This window comes from Hoylesella timonensis 4401737 = DSM 22865 = JCM 15640 (assembly GCF_000455445.1).
In the GTDB taxonomy this organism is placed as follows: Bacteria; Bacteroidota; Bacteroidia; order Bacteroidales; family Bacteroidaceae; genus Prevotella; species Prevotella timonensis.
Genome location: NZ_HG417099.1, coordinates 159,577 through 177,241, shown reverse-complemented (window position 1 = coordinate 177,241; position 17,665 = coordinate 159,577). Strand labels below are relative to the sequence as shown.

The following is a 17,665-nucleotide window of genomic DNA, read 5'->3' as shown; positions in this document are numbered from 1 at the left end:
AGTGCTATGAACATAGCCACGTCAACAACATCAGTTCAACGATAGTATATTTTATATAGGTTACACATCAATGTGTGTGCCCCCTGAAATATACTACCAAAGTTACATTTTATTTTATCCATGTTTTGCTTGTGAAGATTTGTCAACCCCTTTATCAGGTGGTTATAGCGGCAGGGTTCCACCTCTTCCCATTCCGAACAGAGAAGTTAAGCCTGCTTGCGCCGATGGTACTACAATGCAATGTGGGAGAGTAGGTAGCTGCCTTTTTTACTTCACGCCTCCAGTGTCTCAACCGATGCTGGAGGCTTTTTTTTGTTTATAGGTTGCAGAGATATAGGGTGGCATGGCATGGATAGTCAGGAAATGGAAGTTAAGGTATGAAAGGGTACGAACGGTGGCACGGTGTGGTTGTTCTAAAGGGGTGGCATACTGGGGATAGTTGAGAAAGAGTGTACGGTGAGGAAAGATAAAAAGAAAATATTTTTGTTTGTTTATTTTTGCTTGGGTCATGCCAGCTCTTATTTTTTTATTATCTTTGTGCAAGTGTTGAAAGGGATGGACAACTATCATATAACATCTATGAGTTATCGTTTGCGACGGCAGTTAGCTTGGCTTTGTCGTTGGCCACGTGCTTTCGGTTTTGGCATTCAGTCTCCTTGGGCTTACCATTTTGTGACCCAAGTTGTCAATGACCGTACGGTTTATAAGGCATATCGGGTGCTACAGAATGCTATGTCAGCGAATTCCAGCGCACAGTTGCGGTTAGCTCGCTTGCTCTTTCGCTTTGCACGTGCTGAATCTCTTACTCACTGGTGGATTCGTATCCCCCATGCTGCACTCTATGGTCGGTATATTCAAGCAGGTTACCCACCATCTAAGCTGTTGTCTGGGGAGTCAGGAGATGGAGAGAATGCCTCTTTGATGCCCGATGTCTATTTAGTCCATTTGGAGGAGGATTGGAAGTCTTGCTTTTTGCGTTTTATTGCGCAGCCACGAAATGGAACCTTTTTTATTGTAGAAGGCATTTCTCTGAATCGGCACTGTCGACGTATTTGGAAAGAGATGGTGGCTCGTTGCCATCAATTTATAACTTTTGATTTGTTTGATTGTGGTATCATACTCTATGATCCAACGAAAACAATTGGACATTATCGGCTCATCTTTTAAGATGGACACTAACATTACCACCGTAACTAAATATTTTATAACTATGGGTTCTGTCTTATCAACTTTTGTTTCCTTTCCGAGAAGCTTGTCGAAATCTGATAAGACGATGATGATACCCAACTTAATTCATGTGACACTATGAAAATTTATACCAAAATAGGGGATAACGGTTCCACCAGCTTAATTGGGGGGACTCGTGTTGCGAAAGATGATTTGAGTATTGAGACATTTGGCACCTTAGACGAGCTTAATGCCCACTTGGGACTCTTACGCCCGATGCTGCATCATCAGTATGATAAGGCTTTTGTGACCCATATCCAGTCTTTATTGTTTGTCATTGGTAGTTATTTAGCTTCAGACCCTGCGCAGCCCGATAAGCGTCAGCGTTATCTCCTTCCTGCCGCCGAAGTACAAGGAATCGAGAAGGAGATTGATAAAATTGTGAAGCAATTGCCTCCACAAATAGCTTTTGTGTTGCCTGGAGGATGCCGTTGTGCAGCGCAAGCCGATGTATGCCGAACGGTTTGTAGACGAGCCGAGCGACGTATGATTTCCTTTCATGCCCATATACCTATCCAGCCCGAAGCTCTTCAATATATGAATCGGTTGTCTGATTATTTGTATGTCTTGGCACGAAAAATCAACTTTCAAGCCAAGGTAACAGAAAAAAAATGGGAATATCCTTGGTGATTCTATAAAAATCACTATTTTTGCACGCACGAAGATTAACACATATAATTTTGTAACACTATGTATTGGACACTTGAATTAGCATCGAAATTAGAAGATGCGCCATGGCCCGCTACCAAAGAAGAACTTATTGATTATGCGATTCGTTCTGGTGCTCCTTTGGAAGTATTGGAAAATCTGCAAGAGATAGAGGATGAGGGGGATGTATATGACAGTATAGAAGATATATGGCCCGACTATCCTACCAAGGAAGATTTCCTCTTTAACGAGGACGAGTATTAAGAAAGGTGAAGCGTCAACAAGGAAACGCATTTGTAGTTACGACACCTTGATTGTTTGTCATGTCAAGCCCATGACTCGCAGGATTCAGCCACATTGAATCCCACGGGTCATGGGCTTTCTGTTTTTTTAGGATGGTTTTATAAATTAGCTTTGTTTTCGTTCTTTATCTTGTTTATGACCATTCAAGAACCACCTTTTAGATAGCTGCGATAGGTTACAAACTTGTTAAATTTCCAGCAATTAAGCATAATTAACTTTATGGGGGGTAAATTTAACAAAACTTGATAACTTTGCCTCAAATTTATGCCAGTACTACATGTGATGCCTTGTAAATAGGCAAGTTTTCTATCTGCAACTGCCGTCACACATTGACAATAAGGTTTGTTTTTAATGATATCAGTGATGGTAAGCTACTGTCCGATAAGACAGGCTTGCCTTGTAGAGTAACGAATAAACGCTAAAAATTGAGAATATGAAGAAAAGTTATGTAACACCAAGCATCTTATTGCTACCCCTGCAAATCATGGGCGGTCCCAATGCGGGAGTAAGTCCAGACAAATCAGGTATGCAACCCATTGATGCAAAGGAAGGTGGGTTCGACGAGGACTTCGACATGAATGCCGGGTGGTTCGACTGATGGCATCAATGCTGTATGTATGTTTTGAAAACAGAAAAAGATTTAAAGAAAATGCAATGAAAAATTTTACTTCTTCGAGGTCGTATAGACCTCAAGTATGGCAACGCAGCCTGCTCATGCTCGTCATGATGCTCACCTTTGGTGTGGCAACCTTTGCCCAGACCTATCCCTACAAAGTGTCAAAGATAGACATAGGCTGTGGAGCGTCTGGGGGATCTGTTACATTAAGTGTGACAGGCACGAACGGAGTTAAGCCTAATGGCTCTGCGCAAATTCGTAGGCCAGGTAATCCCACCAGCGTCATTACAGTAAATGGTGTACAGCAGTTGGATGATGCCAATTTGCGGCAGTCGTCAACCGATCCTAACACGTGGACTAAAACATGGTATAACCTTTCAGAGGGCACATACAACGTGTACTTCCAAACTACCAGCGGCAATAAACAAGAGTATGCTGGTCAGGTAGAGGTGAAGAAAATCAACGAAACGTATCTTTCGCCAGATATGGAATTTACCAAGTCGGATCCCTATTGCTCTTCTAAAGGTAGCAACAACGGTAGCGTTGAGGTAAAAGTGTACAATGGTTTAGGCCCTTTTCACTATACGGCAGAAATCACCAGCGTAGATGGCATAAAGAAAACCTTGACATCGGGTGCAGCAACTGATGCCCGTACTTGGAAAGTTGAAAAACTATCTGGAGGTGATGAAGTGAAGATAACCGTGGCAGATACGCAAAATGGTGTATGCCCCACTACAACAACGGCAGCTACAATCACTACAAAGATGGGAAATGCCAGTGGACCAGGCGTGGATCATACGAGAACTTATTATCGTGAGTATTTAGGTAATTGCCAGTTTAATGAGTACGTACGGTTTGTCATTCGTGGTGGTACGCCAGAGTCGAAGCAGGAACAGATAGATCTGATCAAGAAAACGGCTCGACTGAATTATAAGGGGGAATCTACCCCATTGGCGAAATTGGTGTATGATGAAAGCAGGAGCGGTACCTCTGATGGTTTCACCTATCTAACTTTCAAGGTCATCAACACAGGCACTGACTTTACCTATAGTTATTTGTATTTAAGTTATGAGGACTTGTGTTCTGGAGAGATGAAACAAATCTATAGTACACTTACCAGGATAGTCAACTTTGGAGCTCCGGCGTCTCAGCATCTATTTGATTTAGAGTCTATGAAGCTGACACCCGCCAGCAACGTAGAGGTAGACAACAACTGTAATACAAAGAAAAACTACACACTAAGTTATGACATCACTGGAGGACACATTAGTTACTATTTCCCCACAGGAACAAAGGCACAACTTCAACAAAAACAAGGAGATGGGAGCTGGAAAACACTGCCTGTTGATGTGCCACTTGATGGTGTGCCCTTGTTTGAAGATGCACCGCGTCGCACCCTTAATCTCAACGAGTATGGTGCTGGCACTTACCGCATCGTCTATGACGACGGTTGTAGCACGGTAAAACTTTCCAAAGAAGCTGTTATAACAGAGCCCCCACTAAACACCTTAACGATAGAAAATGATAAAGGGAAGGTGCCAATTAAATGCTTTTATGGAATTCACGGGAATGCAGGTGGTGCGGCTATATATACTCCTGGCTATACCGATAATGTGGATATCAAGATTGAACGAGCTGATGGCGCTTCAACTGGTACCTACAAGATTAGCGAGTTCCTAAGTGATGTGCAATATGATTATACCCTAAAATTTCCCATCGTACTGAAAGATTTTGCTCCTAACAGAATTTTAACGGACAACTATGGTAATAAAAAAGGAGAATACGTTCTTTATGATATACCAGTAGGACAGTACAAAATTACTTTGCAAGACCGTTGTGGTAATCCCTCCGCAACTTATACAATGGATGTTGCAAGTGGTCGTAAGTATATTCCTTGTAATACCGATGGATATAAGAATGGATTCAAGATCTTAACTGGTTGTGATAGAAACGATGTCCTTATAAACTTTGGTGTCTTTGACATTGGTAGTTGTCCAGACTGGATGGAAATGGATTATTATTCTGGACTAGGTACCGATGATTGGAAATTTAACATAGGTCGCCGAGAGTATAGGGAAAAAGAAAAGCTGTGGACAGGAAAGTTGAGCTATTTTGAGGCAAGCATAGATGTGCATCAGCCAAAGGATGAAAACGATAAGAAATATTCCGTGTTGATGGGTGAGTATATTCCTTATGTTTCTGGCGTACATATAGGCAAAAATAATTTTGCCATCAAGTCATTCAAGATACCTCTTCCTTCCGCCACGGGCAACGGTGCTTTTGAGGTTCAAGGTGCCATGTGCAATTTGAAAGATCCAAACTCTGGTCTTATCACTGTAGGTATCAGACATGGATATGAAGCTACTTATCCGTTGCACTACGAAATTAAAAAAGCTATAGAGCAGAATAACGTGATAACTCCCGTTGGGAACGCCCTTAAGACTGTCGACATCACCGAAAAAAAAGGCACAAACCCTTCTCTTCATGTGTTCAGCGGACTTGCAGAGGGCTGGTATCAAGTAACAGCAGAATATAATTATGGTGGTGGCTGCTCTGCACAGGTGTCAAACGTTTATATCTCTCCTGTAGGTATTCCTGAAGTAGAAGCAGAGTGGACAGAGAAGTGCTATGGCCAGGGACTTGCTCCCAATCATTTGGAGTTACCCGTGTCTACCTATATGTATGATGTTACATGGACTCGCAAAGACCTTGACACGCAAGAGACGGTACAGGTGGGTACAGGTAACGCTATAGATGCCACTTTCCCCAAAGCAGGAAGGTATGAGTTCACTGTAGGTACCAAGTTCGCACAATCGATACCTACTTGTGCCGGAAGCTCTGGTGGCGAACGTAAGGTAATCATCACTGTTGGCGACTGCACGGGACCGATGGAGAAAAACCTTTGGGTAGGAAATGAGGATACCAAGTTTGAGAATCAAAACAACTGGACGGTCAAAGTGCCAGTAGATGGCGAAGACGTGGTATTTGCTACCGAGTCAAACAATGCCAATCCAAAGAACCCTGCACAGAAAGGCGCAGCCAAGAACGACTGTGTATTGCCAGAGGACAAGGTGCTGACCATCGGAACACTGGAGAACCAGTCAGACAAGGCTCTTGTAGTATCGAAGAAGAGTAGTGTGGTTGTTTCTACTGCGTTAGTAGGTTACAATCAGCCTGGCGATGCCAAGAAGTTGGTGATCAAGACCGACGAGAAAGGAACAGATGCCAGCGGTTCGTTTGCTGTTTCGTATGCCGACCCATGCAAGTCTGATGTATATGCAACAGTAGAACTCTACGGACGTGGCAAGAAGATTGGCAACGAGATGTTAAAGATTGAGGACAAACTTGCTGGTTCGCCTACACAGGGTCGCACGCTACAAGCAGAGCCTTACACATGGCAACAGATTGGTATTCCTGTGACGGCAATGACGCCAAGTCCTGTTTTCAAGGGTTCTTACTTGCAATACTATTCAGAGGCGAAGAACAGCCCGAAGCAGTATTACCAAAAGTGGAGCTGGATGACTAAGGACGACGCAATGTCTCCATTCGTGGGCTATCAGCTGACACAAGATGCACCGAAGGTGTATGCCCTGACAGGTAAGTTGAACCTGTGCGACCAAAACTTGACGCTGACACGCCAGGCTACGGAAGTGACCAAATCTACCTCAACCAACATGGGCGAGAAGCACTGGGGATTGGGACAAAATATCTTTGCCAACTCTTACACGGCTGCCATTGATATTGCCAAACTTTCCTTCCCTGAAGAGGTTGATCCTACGGTGTATGTGTACCATACAGGTAGTTTCAACAACTGGTATGAAAACAAGTCGACGAATGGAACGCAAGATTTGAATGTGGCAGCAGGTGGCTATTTAGCTATTCCTAAGAACTCGGCAGCAACCATTGGTTACAAGTCGATACCTTCTATGCAAGGCTTCTTGTTGAAGTTCACCAACGCAGAGACCAAGTTGGGCGATGATGCTACCGTGAAAGTTCCTTACAATAGCGTAGTGAAGAACGAGCGGGCAGCCATGGCGAAACCTTTTGAGGTCACAACGACCGAGCCTGGAGCCGTACAGATGATTTTGGAAAGCAGCAAGAGCAGCGATGTGCTTTGGCTCATCGAGGCTGAAGGCACCATCGACCGCTACGACCGTGGTTGGGATGGTCGCAAACTGTTGACCAATGCGCCTGCCAGTCTGTATGTACAAACTGTCGATGGACAGATGCAGGTGAACGCAACTGCCGACCTCACGAAGCAGGAAGTTACTGTAGAGGGTAGCGATAGCGAGTTGTACACGTTGACCATCCGCAAGAAGAATCTGCCACAGTACGAGCATCTGAAGTTGGTAGACAACACCACTCGTCAGTTGGTTGACTTGCGTGAGGATGTTACCTCATACACTTACACCATGCGTCATACGGGAGTGGATAGCAACCGCTTTACGTTGGTGAACACTACGGCAACCTCTTACGACAATTTGCCTACTGAGATTCAAGGGGTGACGACGACAACATGGAATGGACCAGCTGTTGTGTACACCGTATCGGGTGAACGGGTAGCCAATATAAATCAGCCTGAAGACCTGATGCGCCTCAAGGCACAATTGCCAAGTGGTGTGTACATCGTTTCGATGCAGATAAACGGAAAGACCGTGAATCAGAAGATGGTCATTCACCAATAATGACTCCAATGATAGTAAAGTAAAGCGAAGGGTGACGGCAGAGTGCTTGTCACCCTTTGTTTTGCCCTTTTCGCTGCCTGTTTTTTTGTACAGTCTGTTGTGTGCAGCCATTGACAATATTTTTTTTGAACGGCTATTGGACAACGAAATATACTAAAAACACAAAAACAAAGCTTGTGCGACATTGTTCAATTTTAATAAAGGTATTTGTTGTTTTTGTCCTATCATTTTACCAAAAAACGCCCATCTAAAATTTGCGAAATAGAAAAAATCAATAGGCAAACGGTGTACAAAAATATGCTGATTTTCCCCAAAAAACCGTCTCTTCTCGTTGGAACATTGTTTTAACGCCCTTGTAAACATGTATTAGAGGTGTTATTCACATGTTTCAATTGCATTAAAGCATGCAAATTGGAGGCTTATCTCAATGCTTTAGCCGCAAAAAACTGGTAAAATTGCGAGTGAAATGAGACGAGTTTTATATAACGCTCTCAATAGCAACGGATTATGAATATCGCTCATTTTTGGCGTATTTGCGACCAACTCTGTCGTTGATTGTCTACACGCGAGTTATGAGAGGCACTTTGTAAAGAAAATTCAGCATTTTTACGCTCTGAAAGAGCAAGAAAGAAATGAAACTTCCCTGAATCCTTTTGCGCTTACAGCGCGCCATTAGTTATTTACCGCTTACCCATGGTGTTACCATGGGCTATATTCCTTTTGGGGCTTCGCCCCGTCATAGCTTGTAACGTTTACTTGTGCACAATGTTTCGGGGGGGGTATCTTGTGGACTTCGCCCTGCCATTGCTTGTAACCGTGGCTGTTACACAATGCTTTGACGGAGTTATTATCAACAACCTTGCTAATTGCATATCAGCAAAGACGGGCTGAAAGCCCAATAAGCTTATAGCCCGGAGCATCCGCCCTCGGTACAGTTGACCATCTATTTTGCGCTCTGAAAGAGCAAAAGGAAGGGAGGAAAAATGATACTTCCCTAACTCTTTTTGCACTTACAGCGCGCTCATTAGTTATTTACCGCTTACCCATGGTGTTACCATGGGCTATATTCTTTTTGGGGCTTCGCCCCGTCATTGCTTGTAACCGTTGCTGGTGCAATATTCAGCTGTTTCATTAAAATGGTAGTTTTTATAGCATCGGAACGGCACGGAATGGCACGGATGTGCCGTGAAATTCCGTGACAATCCGTTGCGATAAATATTACATGCTCATTAAAGATAGGGCGAAAGCAATAAAATAATAGAACTTGCGTTATCCATTCGTGCAACGAAGAAAGATATATTTTCTCTGGCTGCTGCTCTTGAGTGTGTGTACGGTACGAGCGCAATATGATGCGTCGTTCAGTCATTATTTTGACATGCAACCCTCGTTTAATCCAGCAGCAGTTGGCAAACAAGACCAATTGAACATTAATGCAGCGTACGCCATGAGCATGGTTGGATTTCAAAACAATCCGAAAACGATGTATGCTGCGGCAGATATGCCTTTCTATTTATTAAAGGCCTACCATGGAGGAGGTGTGCAGCTCATGAACGATCAGATAGGACTGTTTACGCATCAGCGACTTGCTGCACAGTATGCGCTTCGGTTCAAACTCTTTGGTGGCAAACTGTCGGCAGGTGTGCAGGCAGGCATGCTGAGCGAGTCTTTTGATGGCACGAAACTAAATCTTGCCGATGCCAACGACCCCGCTTTTACGAATACGCAAGTCAAGGGCAATGCACTCGATATTGGCGCAGGATTATATTATTTCCATTCATCTTGGTATGTGGGCATCTCTGCTCAACATCTGACCTCCCCCGTTATTGACTTAACAGAAAAGAACCAGTTTCACATTGATGCCACCTATTATTTAACAGCTGGATACAATATACGTTTAAGAAATCCGTTTTTAACTATACAGCCTTCTGTGTTGGTACGTACCGACGGTGTCGCTTATCGGGGCGATGTCACCGCTCGACTTGTCTACCAGCACGAAAAGCGAATGATGTATGGAGGCGTGGGTTATAGTCCCACCAACTCCGTCACCTTTTTAGTAGGTGGCAGTTTCCATGGAGCTGTGTTGGGATATAGCTATGAGTTGTACACTTCTGCCATTCAGCCCGGCAACGGTAGTCATGAGTTGTTCGTAGGCTATCAAATGGATGTGAATTTGGCGAAGAAAGGAAGAAATAAACATAAGAGTGTCAGACTTCTATAAATGTTACGTCGAAAAATGAATGTCACAGATATGAAGACAAAGATAAGTATGGTAATGGGCGTGGTGAGCCTCATGATTCTGACAGGCTGCTTCGGCGGCAGGTCAGCCTCTTCGGTAGGACGCGGAGGAGAAGTAGTAGGTGTGGGAGGAAAAGCTTTCAGTGAGCCTACTCCTTATGGCATGACGCGCATCGATCGTGGTTACCTCAAAATGGGACTGGAGAAGCAAGATAGTCTATGGGGAAAAGAGATGACGCAAAAGGATATCTCTGTGGATGGCTTTTGGATGGATGAAACCGAGGTCACCAATTCAAAGTATAAGCAGTTCGTTGCTTGGGTTCGAGATAGCATCTTGCGGACACGTCTTGCAGATCCTGCCTATGCGGGCGATGAGACTTATCTCATCACAGAAGATAAGAACGGTGACCCAGTGCCACCGCATATCAATTGGAAGAAACCGCTCCCACGCCGAATGAACGAAGACGAACAGCGAGCTGTGGAGAGTATGTATGTCACCAATCCAGTGACGGGCGAGAAACTCTTGGATTATCGTCAGCTCAATTATCGATATGAAATTTATGATTACACCACGGCAGCACTGCGGAGAAACCGCATGATACCCGATGAGCGTAATCTGAATACCGACCAAACAGTTGACCCTGACGAGGTGGTTATGATTTCAAAAGATACCGCCTATATCGATGATACTGGGCGTATTGTGAGCGAAACCATCAACCGTCCACGTTCGGGTCCATGGGATTTTTTGAATACCTACATCGTCAACGTATATCCAGATACCACCTGTTGGGTCAATGATTTTCAAAACTCGGATAACGAAACCTATCTTCGCAATTATTTCAGTAACCCAGCGTATAACGATTATCCCGTTGTGGGGGTGACGTGGGAGCAAGCCAATGCCTTTTGTGCTTGGCGTACCGACTACCTTTTGAAAGGTTTAGGAGCTGAGGCACGTTACATACAGCGTTATCGTCTCCCCACCGAGGCAGAATGGGAATATGCAGCCAGAGGCAAAGAAGGAAATGAATTTCCTTGGGACAACAAGGCAGTGATGTCAGGCGAGGGCTGTTTCTTTGCGAACTTCAAGCCCGATCGGGGTAATTATACCAAGGACGGCAACCTGATAACCAGCAAAGTAGGCATCTATGGAGCCAACTCGAATGGGCTGTACGACATGGCAGGAAATGTGGCAGAGTGGACCAGCACTATTTATACCGAAGCGGGAGTTGATGCGATGAACGATTTGAATCCGCAGTTAGCGTATAAGGCAGCGTTGGAAGATCCCTATAAATTGAAAAAGAAGAGTGTGCGTGGCGGGTCATGGAAAGATCCAGAATCGTATATTCGAAGTGCCTGGCGTACCTGGGAATATCAAAATCAACCTCGTTCATATATCGGTTTCAGATGCGTACGCAGTCTGGCGAATACAACAAGCACAAAACAGAAGAAAGGTCGAAAATAATGGCAGGATATAGTAAGTACAATATCATCTATCGTTTGCAGAAATGGATGGACAGTGTTCCAGGACAAACGTTCTTGAACTATGCATACAGTTGGGGTGCATCGTTGGTTATTTTAGGTGCGCTGTTTAAGCTGACGCACTTAAAAGGTGGAAACCTCATGTTGTTTATCGGTATGGGAACAGAGGTAGTGGTATTCTTCCTCTCTGCTTTTGACCGCCCATTTGACAAGACAGCCGACGGACGCGAGCTCCCTACAAGAATCACGGAGGAGTATTTGGAAACAGGCAAGGTCGTTTACAATTCTCCATTGGAAGAGTCGTCTGCAGCCCAGCCTATGCCAGCGGAAGCCCTCCACGCCTCTTCTTATGGCGGACAGGGACATCCAACGGCAGGTTCTGTAGTCGTCCCTCCACCTGTTGCCGCAGCTACAGGTACGGATATACCTGTTAGTGATAACAGTGAGACGGCGGGTGCCTCCTCACAGTGGGTACAAGCACAGCAACAAAGTTCACCTGAGTTGATAGAGGCGCAAAGCAAGTATGTCACCGAATTGAAGAATCTGACAGAGACTTTGGGGAAGGTCTCCGAACAGAGTGTAAGGTTGACGCGTGACAGTGAAGAGATGGAAAATCTAAATCGCACCCTAACAGGAATTTGTAAGGTTTACGAGATGCAGCTGAAAGGTGCCAGTCAGCAGATTGGTACGATAGATCAAATCAATGACCAGACTCGCAAGATGGCTCAACAAATAGAGCAGCTCAACAAGATTTACGCCCGTATGATTGAGGCGATGACCGTCAACATGCGTGCTGCTAATCCGGGGTTAGAGCCTTCGCAAGAGTAAACAACTCATCAACTTATTAACTCAGGAACTTATAAACTCAGGAACTCACCAACTTATAAACTCAGTAACTCATAAACTCATCAACTCAGAATGGCAATAAAGAAAAGACCTGTATCTCCGCGCCAACGCATGATTAACTTGATGTATGTCGTGCTGATGGCAATGCTGGCACTGAACGTATCTACCGAGGTGTTGGAAGGCTTTGCGGTAGTAGAGGAGAGTTTGAATCGCACCACCGCCAACTCTTCACGAGAGAATAGGTCTATCTATCGTCGACTTTCCGATCAAGTCAAAGCCAATCCCGCCAAGGTGCAGGCATGGTTTGACAAGGCTACGCAAGTAAAGCGCATGAGTGACTCGTTGTACTACTTTGTACAAGAACTCAAGGAAGAGATTGTACGTGAGGCGGACGGTCCTCATGGAGATATTTATAATATTGAACACAAGGACGACCTTGAAGCCGCTTCACATGTGATGCTGGCGCCTGGAGTAGGCAAAGGAAAGATGTTATACGACCGTGTGAATCGGTATCGTGAACAAATCTTGAAAATGATACCCGATGAACACCAGCGACAAATGATTGCCAGCAATCTCACGACAAAACGGTCGAAGCGAGCCCAAGCCATGGGCAAAAATTGGCAGGAGTATATGTTTGAGAATATGCCCGTGTCTGCCGCAGTCACACTCTTGTCCAAATTGCAAAGCGACATCCGTTATGCCGAGGGCGAAGTGTTACATACGTTGGTAGCCAATGTAGACTTGAAGGATATTCGTGTCAATAAGTTGGAAGCTTTTGTAATACCAGAGTCTAAAACCGTTGTTAGTGGCGATCGCTTCTCGGCACAGATAGTCATGGCTGCCGTTGATACCACTCGTCAACCCGATATTTACATCGGTGGACGCAAAATAAATTTGCACAATAACACCTATCAATTTACTGCAGGAGGTGTGGGCGAGCATTCTTTCCAAGGCTATATCACTATGACGAATGGGAGTGGTGAAACCATACGACGCAACTTCTCCCAGAAATATGCAGTAGTGGCACCGAGTGCTACGGTATCCGCTGACCTAATGAATGTGCTGTATGCAGGCTATGACAACCCTATCAGCATCAGTATTCCTGGAGTGCCGCTTACTGCTGTCTCCGCATCAATGACAGGTGGAGGCTTCCGCATGGTTGCAGCAGGCAGATACATCGCACGTCCAACCACGGTGGGTAAGGATGTCACCATTCAAGTGGTGTCGAATCAGGGTGGAGGAGCAAGACCCGTTGGCAAATATACTTTCCATGTGCGCAAATTGCCTGATCCTATTGCCTATATTGTTTTGGGCACCGATCGCTTCAAGGGAGGTGGACTGTCCAAAGCTTCCTTGATGGGTGCGACAGGCATACAGGCGGCTATCGACGACGGCTTACTGGATATTCAGTTCAAGGTGGTTAATTTTGAGACGGTGTTCTTCGACAACATGGGAAATGCCGTACCCATGGCATCGAATGGCGCACGCTTCTCCGACCGTCAACGTAATGCTTTCCGACAGTTGTCACGCAACAAGCGATTCTACATCTCGCGCGTTACAGCCGTGGGTCCAGATGGGTTGACACGTAAATTACCAGCATCGATGGAAATTATCGTTAAATAAAAGGTGGACTGAGAAAACTCCGCCATACAATTATATCACGATGAAGAAAACAATTTTATTGATAGGCATCATCTTCTGTGCGGTACAGTTAGCTATTGCACAACCGCCAGCACGGCGCGCCGAACAACAGCGTGTCCAACGTAACAATGCGCAAACGCTCAGTACACGGGCGCAACTCTCCTTTCCAACAGCTCCAAAGATGTCGGAAGATGTGGTGTGGCGTCGAGACATCTATCGCGAAATCGATTTAACAAAGGATGCTAATGCAGGATTATATTATCCCGTAGAGCCGATGGGCACGCAGATGAACCTGTTTTGCTACATTTTCAAGTTGATGATGACTGGCAATATCAGAGCCTACGAATACCGATTGGATGGGAACGAGTCGTTTGAAGACTCTGCTCGTGTCAAGCCTTTGGCATTTTTAGACAATTATCATGTCTTTTACGAGCGGACAGATCGTGGCATCCGTATCGATGACAGTGACATCCCTTCGCGCGAGGTCACTGCATACTATCTGAAAGAAAGTGCCTATTACGACCAAGCTACAGCCACTTTTCACACCAAGGTGTTAGCCTTGTGCCCCATCTTGAAGAGGGTGGATGACTTTGGCGATGGCACCACCTCTTATCCGTTGTTCTGGGTGAAATATGATGATTTGGCTCCTTTCCTTTCGAAACAGACGATTATGACCAGCAATCTCAACAATGCTGCCATCATGAGTATCGACGATTTTTTTACGAAGAACAAGTATCAGGGAAAGATTTATAAAACCAACAATATGTTGGGACAAACCTTGGCTCAATACTGTCCTACCGATTCAGCCATGAACCGTGAACAGCAGAAGATAGAAAAAGAGATACAGGCATTTGAAAAAAATATGTGGGGCAACGCCGCTCGCAAAGATTCTCTGGACAGCATTGCTAAGCTGAATCCGAAAGACAGTAAGTCAAAACGCGTTCGGCGCAGTCGTTCACCTCGAGATGCGAAGGCGACAGTTAAGTCTAATCGAAGCCGAAAAAGCTCGTCTTCAAACAGTTCTGCTGCTCGAGTGACTGTTCGTCGTCAGCGTCATTAAAATATAACATTTAATATTCACATTATTCAACTAAACAAAAACATGATGAAAAAAAGAATTTTATCTCTTATCACAGTATTAACTATGGTCGCAGTGTTGCCTACCAGCGCACAATTAAAATTTGGTGTGCAGGGTGGTTTCAACTTGAGCGAAATGTCTTTGGATAAAAACCTATTTAACACTTCTAACCGTGCAGGATTCTTTATTGGTCCGACCGTAAAGTTTTCATTGCCTCTCACAGGATTGGGAATGGATTTATCCGCTTTGTACAATCGTGAAGAAACCAAGGTAGAAGGTGTCAACACCACCACATTCAATACCGTACTGAAACAACAATCACTGATTGTTCCGGTGAATGTAAGATACAGCATCGGACTGAGCGATGTGGCAAATATATTTGTATTTGGCGGTCCACAGGTTGGTTTTAATATTGGTGACAAAGTAAAAGAAATTTCTGATCTCCCTGATCAAGCAGCAGAGTGGTCGTTGAATTCATCGAACTTCAGCGTGAATGCCGGTCTTGGTGTTACATTTGCTACGCATTTTCAGGTTACAGCCAACTATAATGTGGGCGTTGGTAAGATAGGTGACATCACTTTCAAGAATGTGAAAGAGAGTGTAGAGAATCATAAGACACGTGCTAACTCGTGGCGAATAGGTCTTACCTATCTCTTCTAAACACTATTGTTATAGCGGTGTTAGCTGCACGCAATAAGCTGGTTAATACAAAAACTTAAAAAGAGGGATGTCGTGAAGTGCGACATCCCTCTTTCGATACTTTTCTTTCAGTCAAGTGACAGAAAGATTGTTTTCATTTGTTCTTTTAGATATGGTCAGTGTACAAGCTTAAAGCTTTGGCTGCAAAACCTGTGCGATGCGTTGTAGTGCTTCCAACATGAGGCTTCGAGGCATGGCGATGTTGAGCCGTAGATAATCTGCACCCGTCGTCTTTCCATACACCGTTCCACTGTTCACCATGACCTTCCCTTGTTGTAACAGCTCGTTAGTAAGCTCATCGGCTTTCAAACCTGTGGCACTGATGTCTACCCAAACAAGGTATGTACCTTCTAATTTCAATACTTTCAACTTGGGTAAATATTCTTGAAAGAAGTCTTTGAGTACCTTGTAGTTCTCCCGCAAATACAGATTGAGTTGGTCAATCCATGACTCCCCTTCATTATAAGCAGCTTGAAGTGCAATGACACCAAAAGGATTGACGTCGCACACCTCATTGATATTAATGGCACGATCAATTTTTCGCTTAATGGTGTCATTATTGGTAATGATATTGGCGATTTGTAGTCCTGCGATGTTAAACGACTTTGTGGGCGAGTTGGTGGTGATACAATTGTCTTGGCAGGCTTTCGACACGGCTGCAAAAGGTGTGAATTTGTATCCAGGCATGATCAGTTCACAATGAATTTCGTCGGCGATTACCTTCACACCATGTTTTAGGCAAATATCGTTCATGCGACTGAGTTCGTCAGGTGTCCATACACGTCCAGCAGGATTGTGGGGGTTGCAGAGCAAAAATACCTTTGTTTTCTCGTCTGCAGCCTGTCTCTCGAAGTCGTCAAAGTCGATTTCATACGAGTTGCCTTTGCGTACCAGTGCATTTTCGGCGGTGGTACAGCCATTGTTGCGGATGGAAGAGAAGAAGCAATTGTAGACTGGAGTCTGCACCAGCACCTTGTCACCGGGCTCCGTCAGTGCCTTGATGATGGCAGAAATGGCAGGCACCACGCCAGAAGTATAGATAATCCAGTCGCGTTCGATGTGCCACTGGTGGCGTCTGTCAAACCATGAGATGATACTTTCATAATAGCTGTTGGGTACCAAGGTATATCCAAAGACACCGTGATCCATTCTTTCTTTAAGTGCCTGACGTATGCAGGGGGCAGCCTGAAAATCCATATCAGCCACCCACATGGGGATGACTCCATCTTCTTTTGCAACGTCCCATTTCACCGAATTGGTGCCTCGACGTGGGATGATTTCATCAAAATCGTATTTCATAGAGTGTCGTTTTTAAGATTATTTTCTAATGATGATTTCACAGTTGTTTGGCTGTAAAACATGTTCATCAATGGTTACCGAGCCGATAGCATCTGCAACAATCTTGCCAGAGGTAGGATTTTTAATGTTTGTGACAGCACCTCGGATGTCGGCCTGCACGGTAGACTCCTCGAACATTCTATCGCAGTCTTCGCCAAAGGTGCAGTTTTCAAGAATTAGGTTCTGACAATAGCAGAGCGGTTGCTCGCCTGTGATGTGACAATTCACGAGCTTGAGGTTCTTCGAGTGCCACCCTAAGTATTCGCCGTTCAATTCGGAGTCGTAGATAGTTACGTTTTCTGTTTCCCAGAACGAGTCTTTAGTTGTTATCTTCGCATTGCGAATCACGGCGTTCTTCACATATTGGAAAACATATTTGCTATCACTCTCCCAGCCGTCGACGTCAACATTTTGACAGAACATCACGGGGTAAGTTCCCTCGTGCAGTGTTACGTTTTGCAAGGTAAGTCCGTTCACTTTCCAGAACGTTTCGTCAGCATCGTTAATCACCACATTGGTGAGCTTCAGATTATTCATCTCGCGAAATAGCTTCGGTGCATTGATAACGGTATCTCTCATTTCCATGTTGTCTGAATACCAGATTGCCGATCGCGCCCCAACTTCAAAATAGCAGTTAGTAATGAGCGAATGGTCTACGTGCCACCATGGATATTTGCCCATGAAGCGGCAGTGGTCGGCTTCGATATGATGACATTTCTTGATACCAGATTCGCCTTCGGTGATGTTTACGTTTTCTAATCGTACATCGTGAATACCGAAAAGAGGACGCTCTCCTCCAAATTCTTTATTTTTAATGAGTCTCATTGTTTTAGTATTTCCTTTCTGTTTGTTTTATGGCAGGCAAATGAA

Annotated in this window: 14 protein-coding genes and 1 rRNA gene; 12 read left to right on the top strand and 3 right to left on the bottom strand. The window is 44.7% G+C overall.

Translation table 11 applies throughout. From position 1 onward, the window contains the following. Window positions 1–154: 154 nt before the first annotated feature. Window positions 155–267, top strand: a 5S ribosomal RNA gene (gene rrf / locus BN35_RS10705). 21 nt (window positions 268–288) lie between these two features. On the opposite strand, the gene BN35_RS10700 is transcribed toward rrf, so the two are convergent. Beyond that, window positions 289–510, bottom strand: a complete 222-nt coding sequence (locus tag BN35_RS10700) for a hypothetical protein (RefSeq protein ID WP_028900801.1) — start codon at window positions 508–510, stop codon at window positions 289–291. Between the two features lie 45 nt (window positions 511–555). On the opposite strand from BN35_RS10700, the gene BN35_RS10695 reads away from it, so the two are divergent. The 11 genes from BN35_RS10695 (at window position 556) to BN35_RS10645 (ending at window position 15,418) form a co-directional block, all read left to right on the top strand. After that, on the top strand, window positions 556–1,167 hold the full coding sequence (locus BN35_RS10695) for a hypothetical protein (RefSeq protein WP_036893157.1): 612 nt from the start codon (window positions 556–558) through the stop codon (window positions 1,165–1,167). A 138-nt stretch (window positions 1,168–1,305) separates the two neighbouring features. Further along, window positions 1,306–1,857, top strand: a complete 552-nt coding sequence (locus tag BN35_RS10690) for a cob(I)yrinic acid a,c-diamide adenosyltransferase (protein ID WP_025071438.1) — start codon at window positions 1,306–1,308, stop codon at window positions 1,855–1,857. A 60-nt stretch (window positions 1,858–1,917) separates the two neighbouring features. Then, window positions 1,918–2,139 carry a DUF2795 domain-containing protein gene (locus tag BN35_RS10685; RefSeq protein WP_004369470.1) on the top strand — a complete coding sequence of 74 codons (222 nt, stop codon included), beginning with the start codon at window positions 1,918–1,920 and terminating at the stop codon, window positions 2,137–2,139. Window positions 2,140–2,611: 472 nt separating this feature from the next. Next, window positions 2,612–2,776, top strand: coding sequence for a hypothetical protein (locus BN35_RS13755; protein WP_154653944.1), 165 nt, complete (start codon window positions 2,612–2,614; stop codon window positions 2,774–2,776). Between the two features lie 56 nt (window positions 2,777–2,832). Beyond that, the gene (locus BN35_RS10680; RefSeq protein WP_028900802.1) at window positions 2,833–7,479 is read left to right on the top strand and encodes a T9SS type A sorting domain-containing protein; all 4,647 of its coding nucleotides are present in this window, start codon (window positions 2,833–2,835) and stop codon (window positions 7,477–7,479) included. A gap of 1,264 nt (window positions 7,480–8,743) precedes the next feature. Next, a complete protein-coding gene (locus tag BN35_RS10670; protein ID WP_025071440.1) occupies window positions 8,744–9,697 on the top strand; it encodes a PorP/SprF family type IX secretion system membrane protein in 954 nt (317 codons plus the stop codon). 48 nt (window positions 9,698–9,745) lie between these two features. Continuing rightward, complete coding sequence (gene porK, locus BN35_RS10665; RefSeq protein ID WP_374188033.1) at window positions 9,746–11,176, top strand: T9SS ring complex lipoprotein PorK/GldK; 1,431 nt, start codon at window positions 9,746–9,748, stop codon at window positions 11,174–11,176. Beyond that, window positions 11,176–12,021, top strand: coding sequence for a type IX secretion system motor protein PorL/GldL (porL, locus tag BN35_RS10660; RefSeq protein ID WP_025071442.1), 846 nt, complete (start codon window positions 11,176–11,178; stop codon window positions 12,019–12,021). The genes porK and porL overlap by 1 nt, the downstream gene beginning before the upstream one ends. 90 nt (window positions 12,022–12,111) lie before the next feature. Beyond that, the gene (porM, locus tag BN35_RS10655) at window positions 12,112–13,662 is read left to right on the top strand and encodes a type IX secretion system motor protein PorM/GldM (RefSeq protein WP_028900803.1); all 1,551 of its coding nucleotides are present in this window, start codon (window positions 12,112–12,114) and stop codon (window positions 13,660–13,662) included. Window positions 13,663–13,702: 40 nt separating this feature from the next. Then, the gene (porN, locus tag BN35_RS10650) at window positions 13,703–14,740 is read left to right on the top strand and encodes a type IX secretion system ring subunit PorN/GldN (RefSeq protein ID WP_025071443.1); all 1,038 of its coding nucleotides are present in this window, start codon (window positions 13,703–13,705) and stop codon (window positions 14,738–14,740) included. A 42-nt stretch (window positions 14,741–14,782) separates the two neighbouring features. Continuing rightward, the gene (locus BN35_RS10645; RefSeq protein ID WP_234396623.1) at window positions 14,783–15,418 is read left to right on the top strand and encodes a porin family protein; all 636 of its coding nucleotides are present in this window, start codon (window positions 14,783–14,785) and stop codon (window positions 15,416–15,418) included. A 168-nt stretch (window positions 15,419–15,586) separates the two neighbouring features. Here the strand turns inward: BN35_RS10645 and BN35_RS10640 are convergent, their stop codons facing one another. Both BN35_RS10640 and BN35_RS10635 read right to left on the bottom strand, forming a co-directional pair. Next, window positions 15,587–16,756, bottom strand: coding sequence for a MalY/PatB family protein (locus tag BN35_RS10640; protein WP_025071445.1), 1,170 nt, complete (start codon window positions 16,754–16,756; stop codon window positions 15,587–15,589). A gap of 18 nt (window positions 16,757–16,774) precedes the next feature. Continuing rightward, the gene (locus tag BN35_RS10635; RefSeq protein ID WP_025071446.1) at window positions 16,775–17,620 is read right to left on the bottom strand and encodes a DUF3737 family protein; all 846 of its coding nucleotides are present in this window, start codon (window positions 17,618–17,620) and stop codon (window positions 16,775–16,777) included. Between the last annotated feature and the right edge of the window lie 45 nt (window positions 17,621–17,665).